This is a genomic window from Sphingomonas sp. BL-S-29 (assembly GCF_055521495.1).
On the sequence record NZ_CM145482.1, the window covers coordinates 4,468,651 to 4,488,168 of the forward strand.

Below are 19,518 nucleotides of genomic sequence, written 5' to 3' on the forward strand. Positions count from 1 at the left end.
GTCCGACCATAGCGCCGAAGCAGGTTCATGCGGAAGCTTTGCGCGAGGCCGCCGAGCCGCCATATGGGCGCCGTGTCCCGCGCCCGTGTCCTTGTCATGAATTCAGCGCTCGGCCCGCTCGATTACCGAGTCCCGCACGGGATGACGGTCGAGCCGGGGTCGATCGTCGTCGCGCCCCTGGGGCCGCGCCAGTTGATCGGGGTGGTGTGGGAGCCGGAAAACATGCCGTCCGATGCGGAAGTCGGCGACAACCGCCTGCGCAATCTGGTCGGCGTGATGCCCGTGCCGCCGCTCGCCGCACCGTTGCGCCGACTGATCGAATGGACCGCGAATTATTATCTCGCCCCGCCCGCCTCGGTGGCGCGCATGGCGCTTGCCTCCACCTCGGCATTGGAGGGCGGACGGACCGTAACCGAATATCGCGCGACCGGGCTGGTGCCCGATCGGCTGACGCCGCAGCGCGAACAGGCATTGGAGCGGATCGGCGAGCGCCAGGGGCTGATCCGCGAGCTGGCGCTGGCCGCTAACGTCTCCGACGCGGTGATCCGCGGGCTGGTCAAGACCGGGGCGCTGGAGGCGGTCGAGGTGGATATCGACAGTCCCTTTCCCCTACCCGATCCCGAACATGGCGTGCCGGCCCTGTCGCCGGACCAGCGTGCGGCGGCCAAGGTGCTGATCGCCAATGTCGAGGCGGCGGCATTCCAGCCGACCCTGCTCGACGGGGTCACCGGCTCGGGAAAGACCGAGGTCTATTTCGAGGCGGTGGCCGCCGCGATCCGCGCCGGTCGGCAGACGCTCGTCCTGCTGCCCGAGATCGCGCTGACCGAACCCTTCCTGCAGCGCTTCGCCGCGCGCTTCGGCGTGGCGCCGGTTGCCTGGCACTCGGGTCTGCGCCAGTCGCAGCGGCGCCGCGCCTGGCGCGCGATCGCCAGCGGGCAGGCGCTGGTGACGGTGGGCGCGCGATCGTCGCTGTTCCTGCCCTATGCCAATCTCGGCCTGATCGTGGTCGACGAAGCGCATGAGACCAGCTTCAAGCAGGAAGAAGGCGTGCATTATCATGCGCGCGACGTGGCGGTGATGCGCGGGCTGTTCGAGAAATGCCCGGTGATCCTCGCCTCGGCCACGCCGGCGATCGAGACGCGGCAGCAGGTCGCGCTGGGGCGTTATGCCGAGCTGAAGCTGCCGGGGCGCTGGGGCGCGGCGGAAATGCCGGCGATCGAGGCGATCGACCTGATCGCCAACCCGCCCGAGCGCGGCCGCTGGATCGCGCCGGCAATCGTCAAGGGCATCGAGGAACGGCTCGAACGCGGCGAGCAGTCGCTGCTGTTCCTCAACCGGCGCGGCTATGCCCCACTGACCCTGTGCCGCACCTGCGGGCACCGCTTCCAATGCCCCAATTGCACGGCGTGGATGGTCGAGCACCGCCTGGTCGCGCGGCTCGCCTGCCATCATTGCGGGCATATCGAGCCAGTGCCGCGCGCCTGCCCGGAATGCGGCAACGCGGACACGCTGGTCGCGGTCGGGCCTGGCGTGGAGCGCATCGCCGACGAAGTGCGCGCGCTGTTCCCCGCGGCGAAGACCGCGATCGTCACCTCCGACACGATCTGGTCGCCGGCCAAGGCGGCGGAGTTCGTCCACCGCATGGAGGCGGGCGATATCGATATCGTGGTCGGAACGCAGCTGGTCACCAAGGGGTATCATTTCCCCAATCTGACGTTGGTCGGGGTGATCGATGCGGATCTCGGGCTGGGCGGGGGCGATTTGCGCGCGTCGGAACGGACCTTCCAGCAGATCATGCAGGTCGCGGGGCGCGCCGGGCGCGGCGAGAAGCCGGGCCATGTCTATATCCAGACCCACAGCCCCGACGCGCAGGTGATGCGCGCGCTGGTGACGGGCGATGCCGACGCCTTTTACGAAGCCGAGACCGAATCCCGCCGCGAGGCCGGCGCGCCGCCCTTCGGGCGCTTCGCCGGGATCGTGGTGTCGAGCGAGGACCAGGCGGCGGCGCAGGAGATCGCGACCTTGATCGGCCGCACCGCGCCGAAGCTGGAGGCAATGGAAGTGTACGGCCCCGCCCCCGCGCCGCTGGCGATGCTGCGCGGGCGGCACCGGTTCCGCCTGCTGGTCCATGCGCGGCGTGCGCTCGACGTGCAGGACGTGATCCGCGACTGGCTCGGCAAGCTCGACTGGCCGAGCAAGGTGCGTGTCGTGGTCGATGTCGACCCTTACAGCTTTCTCTAGGACTTACAGCGCGCTAGAAGGGCCTTCATGACCTTTCGAGGGATTGGGGGAACAAGGATGATTCGCAAAGTGATGGCGCCGCTGATGGCGCTCGCGTGCTGCCTGCCGGGCGCCGCCGAAGCAGCATGGCGCAAGGCCGAATCGACGCATTTCATCGTTTATAGCGAGGATGACGAGGCGACCATTCGCCGCCAGGCCGAGCGGCTGGAAAAGTTGAACCTGCTGCAGCGGGCGATGACTGGGCTCGACAAGAGCAAGGACAAGGCGGGGATGAAGGTGAAGGTCTTCGTCGTCCGCAGCTATTACGACGTCCAGCAGACCATGCCCTTCCCCAATCAGGTCGAGGGTGTGGCGGGATATTACGACGCCAGCCCGCGCGGGCCCTATTCGGTGATCAGCCGGCAGAGCGATGCCGGCCACGGCTTTCCATCGCAGCTCGTGCTGTTCCACGAACTGACCCACCACTTCATGTTCCAATATTACAACGTGGCGTATCCGCCCTGGTACGTCGAGGGATTTGCCGAATTCATCGGTGCCTCGAAGATCGACGACACGAACGAGGCGATCCTCGGCACGCTGTCGGAGAGCCGTTACTACACGTTGCGCAAGGAGCTGTGGACGCCCGTCCAGGAAATTCTGGCGGCGCACAGTTATGACGACATGAAAGGCAATGTCGGCGCTCTCTACGCCGAGGGATGGCTGCTGACTCATTACCTGCAACTCGGCGGCAAGCGCGATGGGCAGCTCGCCAAATATCTCGCGAACATCAACGCGGGAATGTCCTTCGAGGATGCGGCCAAGGATGCCTTTGGAGATCTCGGAAAGCTCAACGCGGAACTCAGCGCCTACAGCAAGCGCAACCGGCTTCCCGCGACGTACATCACGTTCAAGCCGATCTCGATTCCACCGATCACCGTGCAGGAGTTGCCGGCCGACCAGGCGGCGATGGTGATGGACGACCTGAAGCTCTATGCCGGCCTGTCGCGTCGCAATGTGAAGGCCTTCGCGGCGAAGGTCCGCGATGATGCGACACGCGCGGGCGACACCGCCTGGACGTTGCGGCTGCGCGCGGAAGCAGACCGGCTCGCCGGAGACCGGACGGATTACGAGGCCTCGGTCGCGCGCTGGAACGCCCTCGCACCCGAGGATCCGCACGCCATGATGCACCAGGCGCTGGTCAGGATGGATGCCTTGCGTGAGGCCAAGTCGACCGACACGGCGGCCTGGACGGCTGCCCGGCGCATCATCGTCAACGCGGCGCGCAAGGCCGCAGACGATCCGGTCGTGCTAAAGGCCTATTTCGACAGCTTCGGCATGCAGGGCATCGCGCCCACCGCGGATGCGCATAACGCCCTTTACAGGGCGCTGGACATGGTGCCCGCGGCGAACGAACTGCGTTACCAGCTAGCGGCGAGTTTCGAGGCGCATGGCGACGTCAAGGACGCGATCAACGTGATCCGCCTCGCCGCCTTCAACGAGAAGGACAATCTGTCGGACAAGGAACGTGCGGAACGCGACAAGGATGAAGAGAAGTACCGCCTCGCCGGCACGCCGAAGCACGAGACGCCTCGCGACATGCTCGACCGGCTGCTGAAGAAGCAGGGTGACGCGAAGTGAAGCAACCATCGGGGGATCGCATGTTTCGCAGCGTCATTCTGGGCCTGGCCTGTCTCATTCCATCAGCCGCAAGCGCCGAGTGGCAGGAAGGCACGTCCGAGCATTTCATCGTCTATGCGGACGACAAACCGGCCGATGTGAAGGCCATGACCACCCGGCTCGAGCGGTTCGACCGCGCCGTCCGGGTCGCGCTGAACCTCAAGGAACGTCAGGTCGGGCCGAACGCGCGGGTTGTCGTGTTCGTCCTGCCGACGATGGCCGACGTACAGAAGATGCTGGGCGACAAGAATCGGAACGTCGGCGGCTATTATCGCCGTGAGATGCCATCGGGCCCCATCGCCTTCGTTCCGGCACAGAGCCCGTCGGATTCCGGCCAGACGCTGACGCCGCGCATGGTGCTCCAACACGAATATACGCATCACCTGATGTATTCGAACTGGGGCGATGTGGTCTTCCCGCAATGGTTCAGCGAAGGGTTTGCCGAGCTGTTCGCGACGGCGCGGGAGCGGGATGACGGCAGCGTCGTGATCGGTGCGGTTCCAGGCTATCGCAGCTACGGCATCGACCGCATGAACGACCTGCCCGTCGAAAAGCTGGTGGCCGGCGCGCCGGATTCCCACGACACCATGCAGACCCAGATTTTCTACGGGCGATCCTGGCTGCTGACCCATTTCCTGATGTTCGATCCGGACCGCGCGAAACAACTCGCCGCCTATATCGGCGCGATCAACACCGGAAAAACGCCTGCGGAAGCGGCCGCCCTGATCGGCGTTGCGCCGTCCCTCGACCTCAAGCTCAACGGCTATGGCGCGCGCAAGACACTTCCAGCCGCCACGCTCGCCGCCGCCAAGCTACCGATCGGCGAGGTTACGGTGCGCGCGCTTTCCCCGGGCGAGGCGGCAGTGATGCCGGCCAGGATGCGATCGCAGAACGGGGTCGACGCGAAGCTGGCCAAGGAAGTGCTCGTGCAGGCCCGGCAACTCGCCGCACCCTATCCGAATGATGCGGGCGCGCAGAACGCGCTGGCCGAGGCCGAACTCGACGCGGGCAATCTGGCCGAGACCAATGCCGCAGCCGACCGCGCGCTGGCGGCCGATCCGAAATCGGTCCATGCGCTGATCTACAAGGGCAAGGCGCAGATGGCGATCGCCGAAAAGGCGCAGAACAAGGACCCCGCCGTCTGGACGGCGGCCCGGCGGTGGTTCCTGGCCGCGAACAAGATCGACCCGCTCTATTCCTGGGCACCGCAACTTTATTTCGAGAGCTTCGCCGAGGCAGGCCAGGGCGCGCCGAAGAGTGCGCGCGATGCGTTGATCTACGCCTATAAACTGTCGCCGCAGAATACCGTGCTGCGGCTGGAGGCATCGCGTATATTTCTGCAGGACGGCATGACGCGGGAAGCACGCGTCGCGATTGAACCGATCGCCTTCAGCCCGCATGGCGGCGACCTAGCGGATCAGGCGAAGCGGGTAATCGCGGCACTCGACAGCGGCGGCACGGCTGCGGCGATCGTGGTGCTGCAGGCGGATAGCGCCAAGAGGAAGGAACCAGACGACGCCAAGGCGAAACCTGGCGACAAGAAAAGCTGAGTCGTGCGCGACGACGGTTCGTCGCGCGCATTTTCCCTGTCCCGGCGCGCCGGTTGATGTCAGAATCGCCGGCGATGCCGATTGCCCTTTTCCCCGCCGCCGTGCGCCGTGCCCTGTTCGGCGCGCTCGCGCTGCTCATTGCCCTAATAGCCCCCGCGCACGCCGACGACATCTCCGCCACCGGGCGCGGGGTGGTGCGGATCGTCACCATCGCGGTGGTCGATGACGAAGTGGTGGGCTTCGGCCATGGCAGCGGCTTTGCGATCACGCCCAACCGGATCGTGACCAATGCGCATGTCGTCGATCTGGCCAAGCGTTATCCCGACAATGTCGTGGTCGGCGTGGTGCCCTCGGAGGGCGCCAAAAGCTATGAGGGCAAGGTCATCGCAATCGATGCCGCGCGCGATCTCGCGCTGATCGAGTTCACCGGCACGAAGCTGCCGACGGTCGCGCTCTATAGCGGGCCGGTCGAGGAAGGCGCGCCGGTCACTGCGCTCGGCTATCCCGGCAATGTCGATCTAGCGACGGCGCGCTCGGCGGTCGATTATATCCATCCGCTGTCGCCGATCCGGTCCGAAGGCGTGTTCTCGGGCCGGCGCGTCATGTCGGGCGTCGACGTGCTGCTCCACACCGCGAACATCGCGCGGGGCAATTCGGGCGGGCCTTTGCTCGATCCGTGCGGGCGGGTGATCGGGGTGAATTCGTCCTTCGCCAAGGGCGAGGAAGGCGATTCGAGCTTCGGCTTCGCCATCGCCGATTCGGAGGTCGCGGCGTTCCTGCGCGAGGCCGGGCAGGACTATCCCGCGGTCGGCACGCCCTGCACCTCGATCCTCGACCGGGTGAAACAGGACAGCGAGGCCGATGCGCGCGCCAGCGCCGAAGCCGATGCGGCGACGCGCGAGGCCGCCGCCCAGGCCGCCGTCGCGCGCGAACAGGCGCTGGGCAATGCGCGCGTCGCGGCCGAGCGGAATCGCGAGAACATCATGGCGCTGGCCGCCGTGCTGCTAGTCGCGGGCGCGCTCGCGGTCGGCGGAGGCGGGTTGCTCGAGGTGCGGCGCAAACGGCGCGAGGCGATCTGGGCTGCTTCGGCCGGCGGGGTGCTGATGCTCGCCTCGGCGGTGGTGTTCTTCACCCGGCCGAGCGGCGAGGTGACGTTGCCGCCCGATGTCGCGCCGACCCAGGCGCCGGCAGTGTCCTCCACTGCCCCGCTGGGCAAGATGGTGTGCACCGTGATGCCGGATCGCAGCCGGATCGTCTCCTCTTCGATCGACGACCTGACGATCGACTGGGGCAGCGCGGGCTGCATGAACGGGCGCACTCAATATGCCGAAAACGGCAGCAAATGGGACCGCATCCTGGTGCCGGACGAGGAACAGACCGTCTCCATCCTGCAGTTCGACCCGGCGGCGCGAGTCTATTCCAGCCAGCGCTATTTCCTGAGCGCGACGCAGATGGACTCGCTCCGGAAGATCAGGTCGCAGGTGACGATCAAGGCCTGCACCCCGGACGAGGCGGGGCGGGCCAATCTGGCGACTCAGCAACGCGCGATCCGCACGCTGCTGCCGCCCTATCCCAACGAGAAGATCGTCTATTCCTGCAAGGCGGCCAGTTAGGGCTTCCTCACCCAGAAGGGCGGCACGATCCGGTCGCGGCGATAGGCGAGCACGAGCAGCGCCACGCCAAAAGCAGTGCACACGATAACCGCCGGCAGCGACGCCTCGGCGCCGAAGGACCCGCCGGTCAGCAGGTCTGAGCCGCTGATCCGCGGGATCAGGATGCCGTCCTGCCTGAAGCCGGACACGGCGATGCCGTAGATGCCGCCCTGCGAGAGGTTCCACGCCGCATGCAATCCGATCGCCGCCCATAGCCGGCGCGTCACCGTATAGAGCGCGGCGAGCATGACGCCCGCCTCAAGCGCGATGGCGGAGCCCGCCAGCAACGACGCATTGGGATTGCCGAGATGCAGCGCACCGAACAGCGCGGCGGACAGGATCAGCGCGATCCAGCTGCCCAGCCAGGATTCGAGCAGCCGGAAGAAGATACCGCGCAGCATGATCTCCTCGGTCACGCCCGAGGTGATCGAAATGGCGAGCACCGGCAGCAGCACCGCCGCGGGATGTTGGCCGATCACTTCATAGCCGCCGGCCGCCGCGATGATGCCCACCACCACCGAGAAGAGCAGGAAACCGCCGAGCAGGCCGGCGCCGAGTTCCTTCGCCCAGCCGTTCAGCGCGAATTCGGCGACGACCGGCCGGCGTTCGACCAGCCGCACGAACGCGCAGTAGAAAGCGATGAAGATCGCCGCGACGAGGATCGCGACGAGCACCGCAAGCAAATCATTCTTGGCGTGCGGGATGGCGCGGCTGACCAGGGTTGCGGTCATGCCCGCCCCGATCATGAAGGCGATGCCGATGACCAGCAGCGCCAGCGGAAAATGCACGATGCGCCACACCAGGCTGTTCGGCGGCGTGACGGGCCTGATCGGTTCCATGAGTTCCCCCCTCGATGATCGAGGGAGCCTAACGGGCATCGCCGCCCGACGCAAAATCAGGTGCGGTCGATCCTGGCGGCAAAGCAGCCGCGCTTCGCATTGTGCGCGTGCAGCCAGGCGACCGCCGGATCAGCGAAGAACCGGTCGATCAGCGCCGGCAGGTCGCGCCCTTCTATGAGGTCGGCGTCGGTCATCATGCCGGTCGCATCATAGGCGCGGACCGACAAAGTGCGGATCGCGAGCTGTTCGGGCACTTCGTTCTCGAAGCGCGCCGCCTCGGTTGCCCCGTCGCGCACGAAGATCGCGTGGCGCTGGCGATAGGGCGAGGCGACCGGCAGATGCTCATAGTTGAGCAGCAGCACATGCTCCCCCGGCACCGCATCCTCGAGCGAGACGCGGCAGGGAAAGCCGGGCTTCGCATCGACCGGCAAGCGCACCATGCCGAGACCGGCAAGCTCCGCATCGCTGAAGCCGTACAGCGGCACGAACGGCGCCGGATCGAGCCCGGTGATGGCGAAGCCGTTCATGCCGCGCCCTCCCGCTTGAGCAGCACGGTCTTGCGGTCGAGGCCGTACGCATAGCCGCCGAGCGTCCCGTCGCTGCGCTGGGCGCGGTGGCACGGGATGACCACCGCGACCTGGTTCTGGCCGCACGCGGTGCCCGCCGCGCGGACTGCCTTTGGATTGCCGGCGATCGCAGCAAGTTCGCTATAGCTGCGCGTCTCCCCGGCCGGGATGGCGCGGAGCGCCTGCCACACCGCTTCCTGAAAGGCGGTGCCCTGCACGTCGAGCGGCAGGTCCTGGTGACGATCGGGCGATTCGACGCTCGCCACCACACGCGCCGCCAGATCGGCCAGCGCCGCGCCGCCGGGCACGATCTCGGCGTTGGGGAAACGCGCCCTCAGCGCGTCCTCGCCCTCCTCGAACGACACGCGGCACAGGCCCTTGTCGGTCGCGGCGACGAGCATCGGGCCGAGGCTGGTATCGGCAATGGTCCAGCGGATCGTCACCCCTGCCCCGCCCTTGCGCCAGGCGCTCGGCGTCATGCCAAGGCGCTTGGCGCCGCCTTCGTAGAAGCGGCTGGGCGCCGAATAGCCGGCCTCGTAAATCGCCTGGGTGACGCTGTCCTCGTCGATCAGTGCCTTGGCGGCGCGCTGCGCCTTGAGGCCGCGCGCATAGGCCGCGGGAGTCACCCCGGTCGCGCGCTTGAACAGGCGGTGGAAATGATGCGGGGCATAGCCGACCCGCGCGGCGAGCTCCTCGAGCCCGATGCCGTCCTCGTCCGCCTCGATCAGCGCTACCGCCCGCGCCACCGCGACGCGGTCGCGGCCGACCTCGTCGGGCGTGCAGCGCAGGCAGGCGCGGAACCCCGCCGCCCGTGCCTCGGCCCCGTCGCGGTAGAACAGGACATTCTCGCGCTTCGGGTGCCGCGCCGGGCAGCTCGGCTTGCAATAGATGCCGGTCGAGGTGACCGCACCGACGAAACGGCCGTCATAGGCCCGGTCGCGCCGTTCGAAGGCGGCCCAGGCGATATCGGCGTCGATGGCGAGTGGCTCTGTCATGATGCCGATATAGGCGCCGCCGATGCCCGCCACATCCCGAGGCTTGCGCTCAAAGCATCAGGCCGGCGGGGTTGCCTTGATCGTCAGCGCAACCGCCTTCGCCTCGCGCAGCAGCGCCGCGATACCGGCGTCATCGGCCTTGGTGCCATAGCGATTCACCACGACCACCCGGTTGCCGATGCTGGTGATGCAGGTTCCGACCGCCTGGAGATAGCTGATCCCGTTCCCCGTGACTTTGGTTGTGCCGCCCAGATAGGCGCAGACATCGTCCCGCCCGAGCGGTTTGATATCGCCGGCGAATTGCGGCTTGCCCGGAATGGCCTTGCCCGCATCTTCGGACACCTTCCTGTCGAATTCGTCCGACTGCAGCATCTTGAGCGTCTCGGGCTTGTCGAACTCGGCGCCGAGCGACGCGAGCAATTGCGGCCGATCGACGGCCACTGCCAGCGCCGCCGTTGGCGTCTTGATCAGAGTATAGTCGTTGGCGCCCGTGCCGATCGTGACGCCGCACTGGACCAGGGTCAGATCCGTGACGCTGTTGGGGTCGGCCGCCGCGATCATCTGCGCGATATCGATCTGCACGCCTTGCGGCAGGCAATAGCCCTTGGGCAGCGGCAGGGAGAAGTCGACGCCACCGACCCGAAACCCGGCGGGCGCCGCCGTATCGGCGGCGCTGACGGACGACGTGGCAAGCGCGGCGGCAAGCAGGAGCAGGGCTTTCATCGTCATCCTTGTCTTGGTGCGAGCTGGTGCCGGCACCCTATCCATCGCAGCGATGCCGAAAAGCCCCGATCGAGAATAATCGGCAGCGCGCCTCACGCCACCCGTACATCGTCGATCAGGCGACTGATCCGGCTGCGCAGCGTCTCGACGCCGCCGGCGACGGCTTCCGCGGTGTGCGCTACCTTCTCGGCGCTGCGCCGCGAGCGTTCGGCGCGTTCGTACAGGAGCTGCATGTTGGTCGCCGCATCGGCGGTGCCGCCTTCCACCTCGGCGATGGCGGCGGCGATGCGGCGGGTCATGTCGCGCTGCTGTTCGACCGCGCCGGCGACATTGGCGGCCGAGCGATCGAGATCAGCGGCGAGCGAATCGACTGACTGGATCGTCTCCAGCACCGTATCGCTCGCGCGGGAGACCGCGGCGAGGCGCGATTCGATCCGGCCCGCCGCTGCCTGGCTCTGGCGCGCCAGCAGCTTCACCTCGTCGGCGACCACCGCGAAGCCGCGACCGGCATCGCCGGCGCGGGCGGCCTCGATCGTCGCGTTGAGCGCGAGCAGATTGGTCTGCCCGGCGATTTCGGAGATGAGGTCGAGCACGCCGGCGATCTCGCCGACCAGGACGCCGAGCGATTCGGCATGCGCGCGACCTTCCAGCGTGCGCGCCCGCACATGCGCCGCACCCGTCTTGGATTCATAAGCTTCGTCGCTGATGCGCTCGATTGCGCCGGCGAGCGCCGCACCGGACTGGGCGATGGTGCGGGCGCTCGACGCACTCTGCTTGGCCAGCGCCGCGGTCGCGAGCGCATGGTGCTCGGTCGTCCCCGCTTCGCCGGACATGGCGTTCGCCGTCTCGCGCAGGGCGGGGCCGGCCGAGATGAGATCGTGCACGACAAGCCCTGCTTCGCGCTCGAACACCGCGAACAGCGCATCGAGATCGGCCGCGCGTTTCGCCCGCGCTTCATGCTCGGTGACCTGGCGGCGGTGCAGCGCCTCGTTCGCACGGTGCGATTCCTCGCTGAGCCGCCGGGCATCGCCCGAGCGCTTGCGGGCAAAAGCCAGCGCGCGGGCGATCTCGCCGATCTCGTCGGTGCGGTCGAGGCCGGGGATCGGCGTGTCGTCGCGCTCGAGCGTGATGCCGCCAGTCGCGACCGCGATCTCGGCGAGCGGCTGTTCGATCCGCAGCGCCAGCATGCGCATGCCCCACCAGCCGATCAGCGCGGCGAGCAGAGTCACGAACGCGACCATGAGATAGGTCGTCGCAAAGCCTCGTTCGAGTGCGGTCCGCTCGCGCGCGGCATCCGCCCTAAGGTCGTCGATCAGCCCGTTGCTGGCGGCCGTCAGCGGATCGATCGCGGCATAGAGCGCGCCGCTGACGAAGAAATCGAGCTGGTCGACGCGGTGGCTGCGGAGCAGATCGAGCAGGCGCTCGATCGCGGCATCGGCATCCCGGCGCGCAACGGCGACCTGGGCGACGGCGGCACCGCGACGGTCATCGAGCGCCTGCCTCGAAAAGGAGCGCCAGTTGCTGCGGATGGTAGCGCGCGCTTCCTCGATCGCGCTGATCGCACTGTCGGCCGAGAGATTGCCGCTCTGCACCTTCTGCGCGGTGAGCAGGGCCGCGACATAGCTGTCATTGACGCGCTGGAGCTCACCGATCGGATCGAGCCGGTCGAGCACGAGTGATCGCACGCCGTGGCTGGTGCTGAACGTGGTGCCGATGAGCGCGATGGCGAGGAGTGCCTGGATGCCGAGCAGGCTCCAGACGATACGGCGAAGCTGGGAGCGGATGCTGCTGCCGCCGGCGTCCCACCGCGCGGCGATTTGCTTGAAAGCGGAAAGGGCGGCGGCGATGTCTGGGCGAGGCATGACCCCGGCTATGGGGGCAAGACCCAAACGCATGGTTAACTGGTTGTTGCGATTATGTGAAATTCTGGAAAAATCGTGACATGCAGGAAATCGTGCCCGCACGGGCAATGGCGCGCACGATGAAACGGCACCTATATTATATAGCGAGGCTCAAGCGGGCAGGTCGGACTCGGGTTGCATCCCGCGTAACCCGATGCTAACCGCGCGGCGACCCATCAGGGGGGCCGATTCCGGCCTCCCTTTTCGTATGGGTCGCAAACAGTTCCAAACGAGGATTTCGATCGCGTGGAGACATCCGGCGGTATTCAAGCAAGCTTAAGCGGTCGCTACGCCACCGCGCTGTTCGAGCTTGCCCGCGATTCAAAGACGATCGACGCAGTCGAGGCGAGCCTGGCCAATGTGCGCGCTGCGCTGGAGCAGTCGGACGAGTTCGCCCGGCTGGTCGCCAGCCCGCTGGTGAGCCGCCAGGACGCCGCCAGGGCCGTTGCCGCCACGGCGACCGCGCTGGGCGTCGATGGCACCACCAGGAATTTCCTCGGCGTGCTTGCCGACAACCGCCGTCTGGCGCAGCTGCCCGCGATCATCCGCGCGTTCCGCATGCTTGCCGCCAACCATCGCGGCGAGACCACGGCCGAGGTGACCTCGGCGCATCCGCTTTCCGACGCCCAGATCGATGCGCTGAAGCAGCAGCTTCGCACCCGCATCGGCCGCGACGTCGCGGTCGACCTGTCGGTCGATCCCGCCCTGCTTGGCGGGCTGGTCGTGAAGATCGGCTCGCAGATGATCGATAGCTCGATCAAGACCCGTCTCAACACTCTCGCGCACGCAATGAAAGGCTGACAGCTCTTAGCTGTTGGGAAAGGCTGACAATGGATATCCGCGCCGCTGAAATCTCGAAGGTCATCAAGGACCAGATCGCTTCGTTCGGTACCGAGGCTCAGGTCTCCGAAACCGGCCAGGTGCTGTCGGTCGGCGACGGCATTGCGCGCATTCACGGGCTGGACAATGTCCAGGCCGGCGAGATGGTCGAATTCTCCAACGGCGTGCAGGGCATGGCGCTCAACCTCGAGGCCGACAATGTCGGCGTCGTGATCTTCGGGTCCGACTCGGAGATCAAGGAAGGCGACGTCGTCAAGCGGACCGGCACGATCGTGGACGTTCCGATCGGCAAGGGCCTGCTCGGCCGCGTGGTCGATGGCCTCGGCAACCCGATCGACGGCAAGGGCCCGATCGTTTCCGACCAGCGCAGCCGCGTCGAGGTGAAGGCGCCGGGCATCATCCCGCGCACCTCGGTGCATGAGCCCGTGCAGACCGGCCTGAAGGCGATCGACGCCCTCGTCCCCGTCGGCCGCGGCCAGCGCGAGCTGATCATCGGCGATCGCCAGACCGGCAAGTCGGCCGTCGCGATCGACACCTTCATCAACCAGAAGAACGATCACGCCGGCGACGACGAGTCAAAGAAGCTCTATTGCATCTATGTCGCGGTCGGCCAGAAGCGCTCGACCGTCGCGCAGCTCGTCCGCACGCTGACCGAGAATGGCGCGATGGACTATTCCATCGTCGTCGCCGCGACCGCGTCCGACCCTGCCCCGCTGCAGTTCCTCGCGCCCTATACCGGCACTGCGATGGGCGAGTATTTCCGTGACAACGGCATGCACGCGCTGATCGTGTTCGACGATCTGTCGAAGCAGGCAGTCGCCTATCGCCAGATGTCGCTGCTGCTGCGCCGCCCGCCGGGCCGCGAAGCCTATCCCGGCGACGTGTTCTATCTCCACTCGCGCCTGCTCGAGCGCGCGGCGAAGATGAACAAGGACAATGGCTCGGGCTCGCTGACCGCGCTGCCGATCATCGAAACCCAGGCCGGCGACGTGTCCGCCTATATTCCGACCAACGTGATCTCGATCACCGACGGCCAGATCTTCCTCGAAACCGACCTGTTCTTCGCCGGCATCCGCCCCGCGATCAACGTCGGCCTGTCGGTCAGCCGCGTCGGTTCCGCCGCGCAGACCAAGGCGATGAAGAAGGTGTCGGGCTCGATCAAGCTGGAGCTGGCGCAGTATCGCGAGATGGCCGCCTTCGCTCAGTTCGGTTCGGACCTCGACGCCTCGACCCAGAAGCTGCTCAACCGCGGCGCGCGCCTGACCGAGCTGCTCAAGCAGCCCCAGTTCAGCCCGCTGCCGTTCGAGGAACAGACGGCGTCGATCTTCGCCGGCACTCAGGGTTATCTGGATACCGTCGCGGTGCAGGACGTGGTGCGTTACGAAGCCGCGATGCTCGCCGATCTGCGCGCGAACCATGCCGATGTGCTCTGCCTGATCCGCGACACCAAGGATCTGGGTGACGAAGCCAAGGGCAAGCTCAAGGCTGCGCTCGACGCGTTCGCGAAGACGTTTGCGTAACTGACTTGTGCCCCCGCGAAGGCGGGGGCCCAGACTGGGTTCCCGCCTTCGCGGGAACACAAGAAGGAAAACAATGGCTAGTTTGAAGGCCCTCAAGATCCGCATCGGCTCGGTGAAGTCGACGCAGAAGATCACCAAGGCGATGAAGATGGTCGCCGCCGCGAAGCTGCGCCGGGCGCAGGAAGCGGCCGTCGCCGGCCGCCCCTATGCCGAGCGGCTGGAAAAGGTGATGGCGAGTCTCGCCGCCAAGGTGAGCGTCAGCGAATCCTCTCCGAAGCTGCTCGCCGGCACCGGCAAGGACCAGGTCCATCTGCTGATCGTCGCGACCTCCGAGCGTGGTCTCGCAGGCGCGTTCAACACCAACATCGTCCGTGCGGCACGCCGCAAGATCGAGGAACTGGTCGCCGCCGGCAAGACGGTGAAGATCTACATCGCCGGCAAGAAGGGCCGCGTGCTCAAGCGCTTCTACCCGAACCTGGTCGTTGCCGATCATGAGATGGGTCACATCAAGCGGGTCGCGTTCGCCGATGCCCGTGCAGTGGCCGATGACGTGATCGCACGCTTCGAGGCGGGCGAGTTCGATGTCGCTCACCTGTTCTACGCCCGCTTCCAGTCGGCGCTGGTGCAGGAGCCGATCGGCCGCCAGATCATCCCGGTCGCGATCGACGTAAACGCCGCTCCCGTCGACGATGGCGGTGCCGCGGTCGAATATGAGCCCGACGAGGAATCGATCCTGGCCGACCTGCTGCCGCGCAACGTGGCGATCCAGGTGTTCCGGGCATTGCTCGAGAATGCCGCGTCGGAGCAGGGCAGCCGCATGACCGCGATGGACAATGCCACGCGCAATGCCGGCGACATGATCAACAAGCTGACGATTCAGTATAACCGCACCCGCCAGGCCGCGATCACCACGGAACTGGTCGAAATCATCTCTGGCGCCGAAGCGCTCTAAGCAGTTCGAAGCAAGGAAAGAACGATGGCAACCGCAGCCCCGACCACCGAGAAGCCTGCCCGCAAGCCGCGCGCGAAGGCAGCCGCTCCCGAGACGACCGCGCCGATCGCGACGACGAACAATGTCGGCCGTATCAGCCAGGTGATCGGCGCCGTCGTCGACGTCGCCTTTCCGCAGGGCAGCCTGCCGGCGATCCTTTCGGCGCTCGAGACCGACAATAACGGCAACCGCCTGGTTCTCGAAGTCGCGCAGCATCTCGGCGAGAACACCGTCCGCACCATCGCGATGGACGCGACCGAGGGCCTGACCCGCGGCCAGACCGTCACCGATACCGGTTCGCAGATCCGCGTGCCGGTCGGCCCGAAAACGCTCGGCCGCATCCTCAACGTCATCGGCGAGCCGATCGACGAGCGTGGCCCGGTCGGCCACACCGAGACGGCCCCGATCCACGCATCGGCACCTTTGTTCGTCGACCAGTCGACCGAGAGCGCCATTCTGGTCACCGGCATCAAGGTCATCGACCTGCTCGCCCCGTACGCGAAGGGCGGCAAGATCGGCCTGTTCGGCGGCGCCGGCGTGGGCAAGACCGTGCTGATCCAGGAACTGATCAACAACATCGCCAAGGGGCACGGCGGCACCTCGGTGTTCGCCGGCGTCGGCGAGCGTACCCGTGAGGGCAACGATCTGTACCACGAGTTCCTCGACGCAGGCGTCATCGCCAAGGATGCCGACGGCAATCCGCAGTCCGAGGGTTCGAAGGTCGCGCTGGTCTATGGCCAGATGAACGAGCCGCCGGGCGCCCGCGCCCGCGTCGCGCTGTCGGGCCTGACGATCGCCGAATATTTCCGCGACGTCGAAGGCCAGGACGTGCTGTTCTTCGTCGACAACATCTTCCGCTTCACTCAGGCGGGTTCGGAAGTGTCGGCGCTGCTCGGCCGCATTCCGTCGGCCGTGGGCTATCAGCCGACCCTGTCGACCGACATGGGCGCGCTGCAGGAGCGCATCACCTCGACCAACAAGGGTTCGATCACCTCGGTGCAGGCGATCTATGTGCCTGCCGACGATCTTACCGATCCGGCGCCGGCCACGTCCTTCGCTCACTTGGACGCGACGACCGTGCTCAACCGCGCGATCTCGGAGCTGGGCATCTACCCGGCGGTCGATCCGCTCGACTCCACCTCGCGCGTGCTCGAGCCGCGCGTCGTCGGCCAGGAGCATTACGAGACTGCCCGCGCCGTCCAGTCGACGCTGCAGAAGTACAAGTCGCTGCAGGACATCATCGCCATTCTCGGCATGGACGAGTTGAGCGAAGACGATCGCCTGACCGTGTCGCGTGCGCGCAAAATCCAGCGTTTCCTGTCGCAGCCGTTCCACGTCGCCGAGGTCTTCACCGGCATCCCGGGCAAGTTCGTGCAGCTCGAGGACACGGTGAAGAGCTTCAAGGCAGTGGTCGAGGGTGAGTATGACCACCTGCCCGAGAGCGCTTTCTACATGGTCGGCGGCATCGAAGAAGCGATCGCCAAGGCTGAAAAGATGGCGCAGGACGCGTAAGACTTCCTCCCCTCCCGCTCGCGGGAGGGGACCGAGGGTTGGGCGCCCGGCCTAAGCTGGACGCACCGCCCGTGATTGACCGGGTGCCCACCCCCAACCCCTCCCGCAAGCGGGAGGGGAGTGAGAAACGAAATGCTGCACTTCGAACTCGTCACTCCCGAAAAGCTCGTCCGCTCCGAGGACGTGTACATGGTCGTCGTCCCCGGTTCCGAGGGCGATTTCGGTGTGCTCGAAGGCCATGCGCCCGTCATGTCGACGATCCGCGACGGCGCGCTGTCGATCTATCGCACCGAAAAGGGCGAGCCCGAGACGATTGCGATCGAAGGCGGCTTTGCGGAGGTCAGCTCGGCCGGCCTGACCGTGCTCGCCGAGCGCGCCGAATAACTAGCGCATTGCCCTGAAGTGCCAGCGCATCGGCTTGCTGCCGTCCAGCATTGAAATCTCCGCGTTGAGCGTGGCGCCGTCCCGCCAATAGCGGATGCGCTGCGGGTAATCATGCGCCGGATTGGCGAACACCATCTCGCTCGCGGTGCGGGAGGCGAGCGGGAACGCGACGCGTTGCCCGCCCTGAGGTGAAGCCCAGAACACCGGCTTGCCCGCCACGTCGGGCAGGATCTGGGTCGCCTCCCAGGATCGGAGCCGTTCCCCCACCCCGCTTCGCCCCGAACCAAGCATCATGCCGGCGCGGGGCGCGGTCCAGCATTCCTCCGTCCATGCCTGCCCTTCCTGCTGAATCCAGCAGCCGGCGAGCCAGGCCGGCAGGCCATCCGGATCCGGCGCTCGGGCCGACGCATTGCCCGCGCCCAGGGCCAGCAGACACATCAATGGCGTTATGCGGCGCATCCCCGTCCCTCCGAGTCCATCCATGACATAGCAGCCTGGCTCGGTTCTGGCTCGTACCTCCTCAAGAGCGGCGGAGCAGGCGCGGCGACACCCAATGTGGTTAGTCAATTATCAAGCCTTGGGCGCTAGGCCCGTCCCCGACCATGAGGAATCTATCGGCATGAGTGCATTTGGACGTCGTCCCGGGTTAGCCAATGGACCCGGAAGCCGTCCGGCATTCGGTGTCGCGCGCCCGATGCAGGGCGCCGCGGTGCCGCGCGAGGTGGACAGCGGCGGCGAGCAATTCCCGCCGATCCCGAAAATGCCGCTGCCGGGCAGCAATGACGGCGGCAACCCCGCTAATGCGGAAGCGCTGGCGCGGCTGGCCGATCGGCAAAATGCCTCGGGCGAGGCCGGCAGCAGCAAGGTCGAGGGCTTCGAAGCCTCGGTCCACAAGATCAAGGAACAGGTCCTTCCCCGCCTGCTCGAGCGAGTCGATCCCGAAGCCGCCGCTACCTTGAACAAGGACGAGCTGGCCGAGGAATTCCGCCCGATCATCGGCGAAGTGCTTGCCGAGCTGAAGCTGACGCTCAACCGCCGCGAGCAGTTCGCGCTGGAAAAGGTGCTGGTCGACGAACTGCTCGGCCTTGGCCCGCTCGAGGAATTGCTGGCCGATCCGAACGTGTCGGACATCATGGTCAACGGCCCCGAACAGACCTTCGTCGAACGCAAGGGCAAGCTGGAGCTGGCGCATATCCAGTTCCGCGACGAGGAGCATCTGTTCCAGATCGCGCAGCGCATCTGCAACTCGGTCGGCCGCCGCGTCGACCAGACCACCCCGCTCGCCGATGCGCGATTGAAGGACGGATCCCGCGTCAACGTGATCGTGCCGCCGCTGAGCCTGCGCGGCACCGCGATCTCGATTCGTAAATTCTCCGCCAAGCCGATCACGCTCGACATGATGGCCGGATTCGGATCGATGAGCCCGAAAATGGCCACCGCGCTGAAGATCGCCGGCGCGTGCCGCTTCAACGTGGTGATCTCCGGCGGTACCGGTTCGGGCAAGACGACGATGCTCAACGCCCTGTCGAAGATGATCGACCCGGGCGAGCGCGTGCTGACGATCGAGGACGCGGCCGAACTTCGCCTGCAGCAGCCGCACTGGCTGCCGCTGGAGACCCGCCCGGCCAACCTGGAGGGCCAGGGCGAGATCAGCATCCGCGATCTCGTGAAGAACGCCCTGCGTATGCGCCCCGACCGCATCATCCTCGGCGAAATCCGCGGCAGCGAGTGTTTCGACATGCTCGCCGCCATGAACACCGGTCATGACGGCTCGATGTGCACGCTCCACGCCAACTCCCCGCGCGAGGCGCTCGCCCGTATGGAGAACATGGTGATGATGTCGGACATCAAGGTGCCGAAGGAGGCGATCAGCCGCCAGATCGCCGATTCAGTCGAGATGATCATCCAGGTGAAGCGCCTGCGCGACGGCTCGCGCCGCGTGACCAACGTGACCGAAGTGATCGGCATGGAAGGCCCGGTGATCGTCACCCAGGAGCTGTTCAAGTTCGAATATCTCGACGAGAGCGCCGACGGGAAGATCATCGGCGAATATCGCTCGATGGGGCTGCGCCCCTACACGCTGGAAAAGGCACGGCAGTTCGGCTTCGACCAGGCCTATCTCGAGGCATGTCTCTGACGCCTTCCGAC

16 protein-coding genes are annotated in these 19,518 nt (G+C 66.5%); 10 read left to right on the forward strand and 6 right to left on the reverse strand.

Annotated features, from left to right (window positions below; genetic code table 11):
* Positions 1–63 precede the first annotated feature (63 nt).
* From ACZ1I2_RS21280 to ACZ1I2_RS21295, 4 genes are all read left to right on the forward strand, one after another.
* Entirely contained in the window at positions 64–2,241 is a 2,178-nt protein-coding gene (locus tag ACZ1I2_RS21280; protein ID WP_465181524.1) for a primosomal protein N', read from the forward strand.
* A 57-nt stretch (positions 2,242–2,298) separates the two neighbouring features.
* Entirely contained in the window at positions 2,299–3,858 is a 1,560-nt protein-coding gene (locus ACZ1I2_RS21285) for a hypothetical protein (protein ID WP_465175930.1), read from the forward strand.
* A gap of 20 nt (positions 3,859–3,878) precedes the next feature.
* On the forward strand, positions 3,879–5,447 hold the full coding sequence (locus tag ACZ1I2_RS21290; RefSeq protein ID WP_465175929.1) for a hypothetical protein: 1,569 nt from the start codon (positions 3,879–3,881) through the stop codon (positions 5,445–5,447).
* A gap of 74 nt (positions 5,448–5,521) precedes the next feature.
* Positions 5,522–7,060, forward strand: coding sequence for a S1C family serine protease (locus tag ACZ1I2_RS21295; RefSeq protein WP_465175928.1), 1,539 nt, complete (start codon positions 5,522–5,524; stop codon positions 7,058–7,060).
* Here ACZ1I2_RS21295 and ACZ1I2_RS21300 read toward each other — a convergent pair.
* The 5 genes from ACZ1I2_RS21300 to ACZ1I2_RS21320 all read right to left on the reverse strand — a co-directional run bounded on the left by ACZ1I2_RS21300 (position 7,057) and on the right by ACZ1I2_RS21320 (position 12,084).
* Positions 7,057–7,938, reverse strand: coding sequence for a lysostaphin resistance A-like protein (locus ACZ1I2_RS21300; protein WP_465175927.1), 882 nt, complete (start codon positions 7,936–7,938; stop codon positions 7,057–7,059). The two genes, ACZ1I2_RS21295 and ACZ1I2_RS21300, sit on opposite strands and share 4 nt — an antisense overlap.
* A gap of 56 nt (positions 7,939–7,994) precedes the next feature.
* Positions 7,995–8,465, reverse strand: coding sequence for a DUF1203 domain-containing protein (locus ACZ1I2_RS21305; RefSeq protein WP_465172188.1), 471 nt, complete (start codon positions 8,463–8,465; stop codon positions 7,995–7,997).
* Positions 8,462–9,499: a bifunctional DNA-binding transcriptional regulator/O6-methylguanine-DNA methyltransferase Ada gene (ada, locus tag ACZ1I2_RS21310; RefSeq protein ID WP_465172187.1), complete on the reverse strand. Its 1,038-nt coding sequence runs from the start codon at positions 9,497–9,499 to the stop codon at positions 8,462–8,464. Before ada ends, ACZ1I2_RS21305 begins: the two co-directional genes overlap by 4 nt.
* Positions 9,500–9,556: 57 nt before the next feature.
* Entirely contained in the window at positions 9,557–10,222 is a 666-nt protein-coding gene (locus tag ACZ1I2_RS21315; protein WP_465172186.1) for a hypothetical protein, read from the reverse strand.
* Positions 10,223–10,314: 92 nt separating this feature from the next.
* Positions 10,315–12,084 carry a methyl-accepting chemotaxis protein gene (locus tag ACZ1I2_RS21320; RefSeq protein WP_465175926.1) on the reverse strand — a complete coding sequence of 590 codons (1,770 nt, stop codon included), beginning with the start codon at positions 12,082–12,084 and terminating at the stop codon, positions 10,315–10,317.
* Between the two features lie 285 nt (positions 12,085–12,369).
* Here ACZ1I2_RS21320 and ACZ1I2_RS21325 point away from each other — a divergent pair, with 285 nt between their 5' ends.
* The 5 genes from ACZ1I2_RS21325 to ACZ1I2_RS21345 all read left to right on the forward strand — a co-directional run bounded on the left by ACZ1I2_RS21325 (position 12,370) and on the right by ACZ1I2_RS21345 (position 17,370).
* On the forward strand, positions 12,370–12,924 hold the full coding sequence (locus tag ACZ1I2_RS21325) for a F0F1 ATP synthase subunit delta (RefSeq protein ID WP_465175925.1): 555 nt from the start codon (positions 12,370–12,372) through the stop codon (positions 12,922–12,924).
* 29 nt (positions 12,925–12,953) lie between these two features.
* Positions 12,954–14,483: a F0F1 ATP synthase subunit alpha gene (atpA, locus tag ACZ1I2_RS21330; protein ID WP_465175924.1), complete on the forward strand. Its 1,530-nt coding sequence runs from the start codon at positions 12,954–12,956 to the stop codon at positions 14,481–14,483.
* Between the two features lie 73 nt (positions 14,484–14,556).
* Positions 14,557–15,435 carry a F0F1 ATP synthase subunit gamma gene (locus ACZ1I2_RS21335; protein ID WP_465172182.1) on the forward strand — a complete coding sequence of 293 codons (879 nt, stop codon included), beginning with the start codon at positions 14,557–14,559 and terminating at the stop codon, positions 15,433–15,435.
* A 24-nt stretch (positions 15,436–15,459) separates the two neighbouring features.
* Positions 15,460–16,986, forward strand: coding sequence for a F0F1 ATP synthase subunit beta (gene atpD, locus ACZ1I2_RS21340; RefSeq protein ID WP_465175923.1), 1,527 nt, complete (start codon positions 15,460–15,462; stop codon positions 16,984–16,986).
* Positions 16,987–17,118: 132 nt separating this feature from the next.
* A complete protein-coding gene (locus ACZ1I2_RS21345) occupies positions 17,119–17,370 on the forward strand; it encodes an ATP synthase F1 subunit epsilon (protein ID WP_465172180.1) in 252 nt (83 codons plus the stop codon).
* On the opposite strand, the gene ACZ1I2_RS21350 is transcribed toward ACZ1I2_RS21345, so the two are convergent.
* The gene (locus ACZ1I2_RS21350; RefSeq protein ID WP_465175922.1) at positions 17,371–17,808 is read right to left on the reverse strand and encodes a DUF6265 family protein; all 438 of its coding nucleotides are present in this window, start codon (positions 17,806–17,808) and stop codon (positions 17,371–17,373) included.
* A 181-nt stretch (positions 17,809–17,989) separates the two neighbouring features.
* On the opposite strand from ACZ1I2_RS21350, the gene ACZ1I2_RS21355 reads away from it, so the two are divergent.
* Positions 17,990–19,507, forward strand: coding sequence for a CpaF family protein (locus ACZ1I2_RS21355; protein ID WP_465172178.1), 1,518 nt, complete (start codon positions 17,990–17,992; stop codon positions 19,505–19,507).
* The last annotated feature ends 11 nt before the right edge of the window (positions 19,508–19,518 follow it).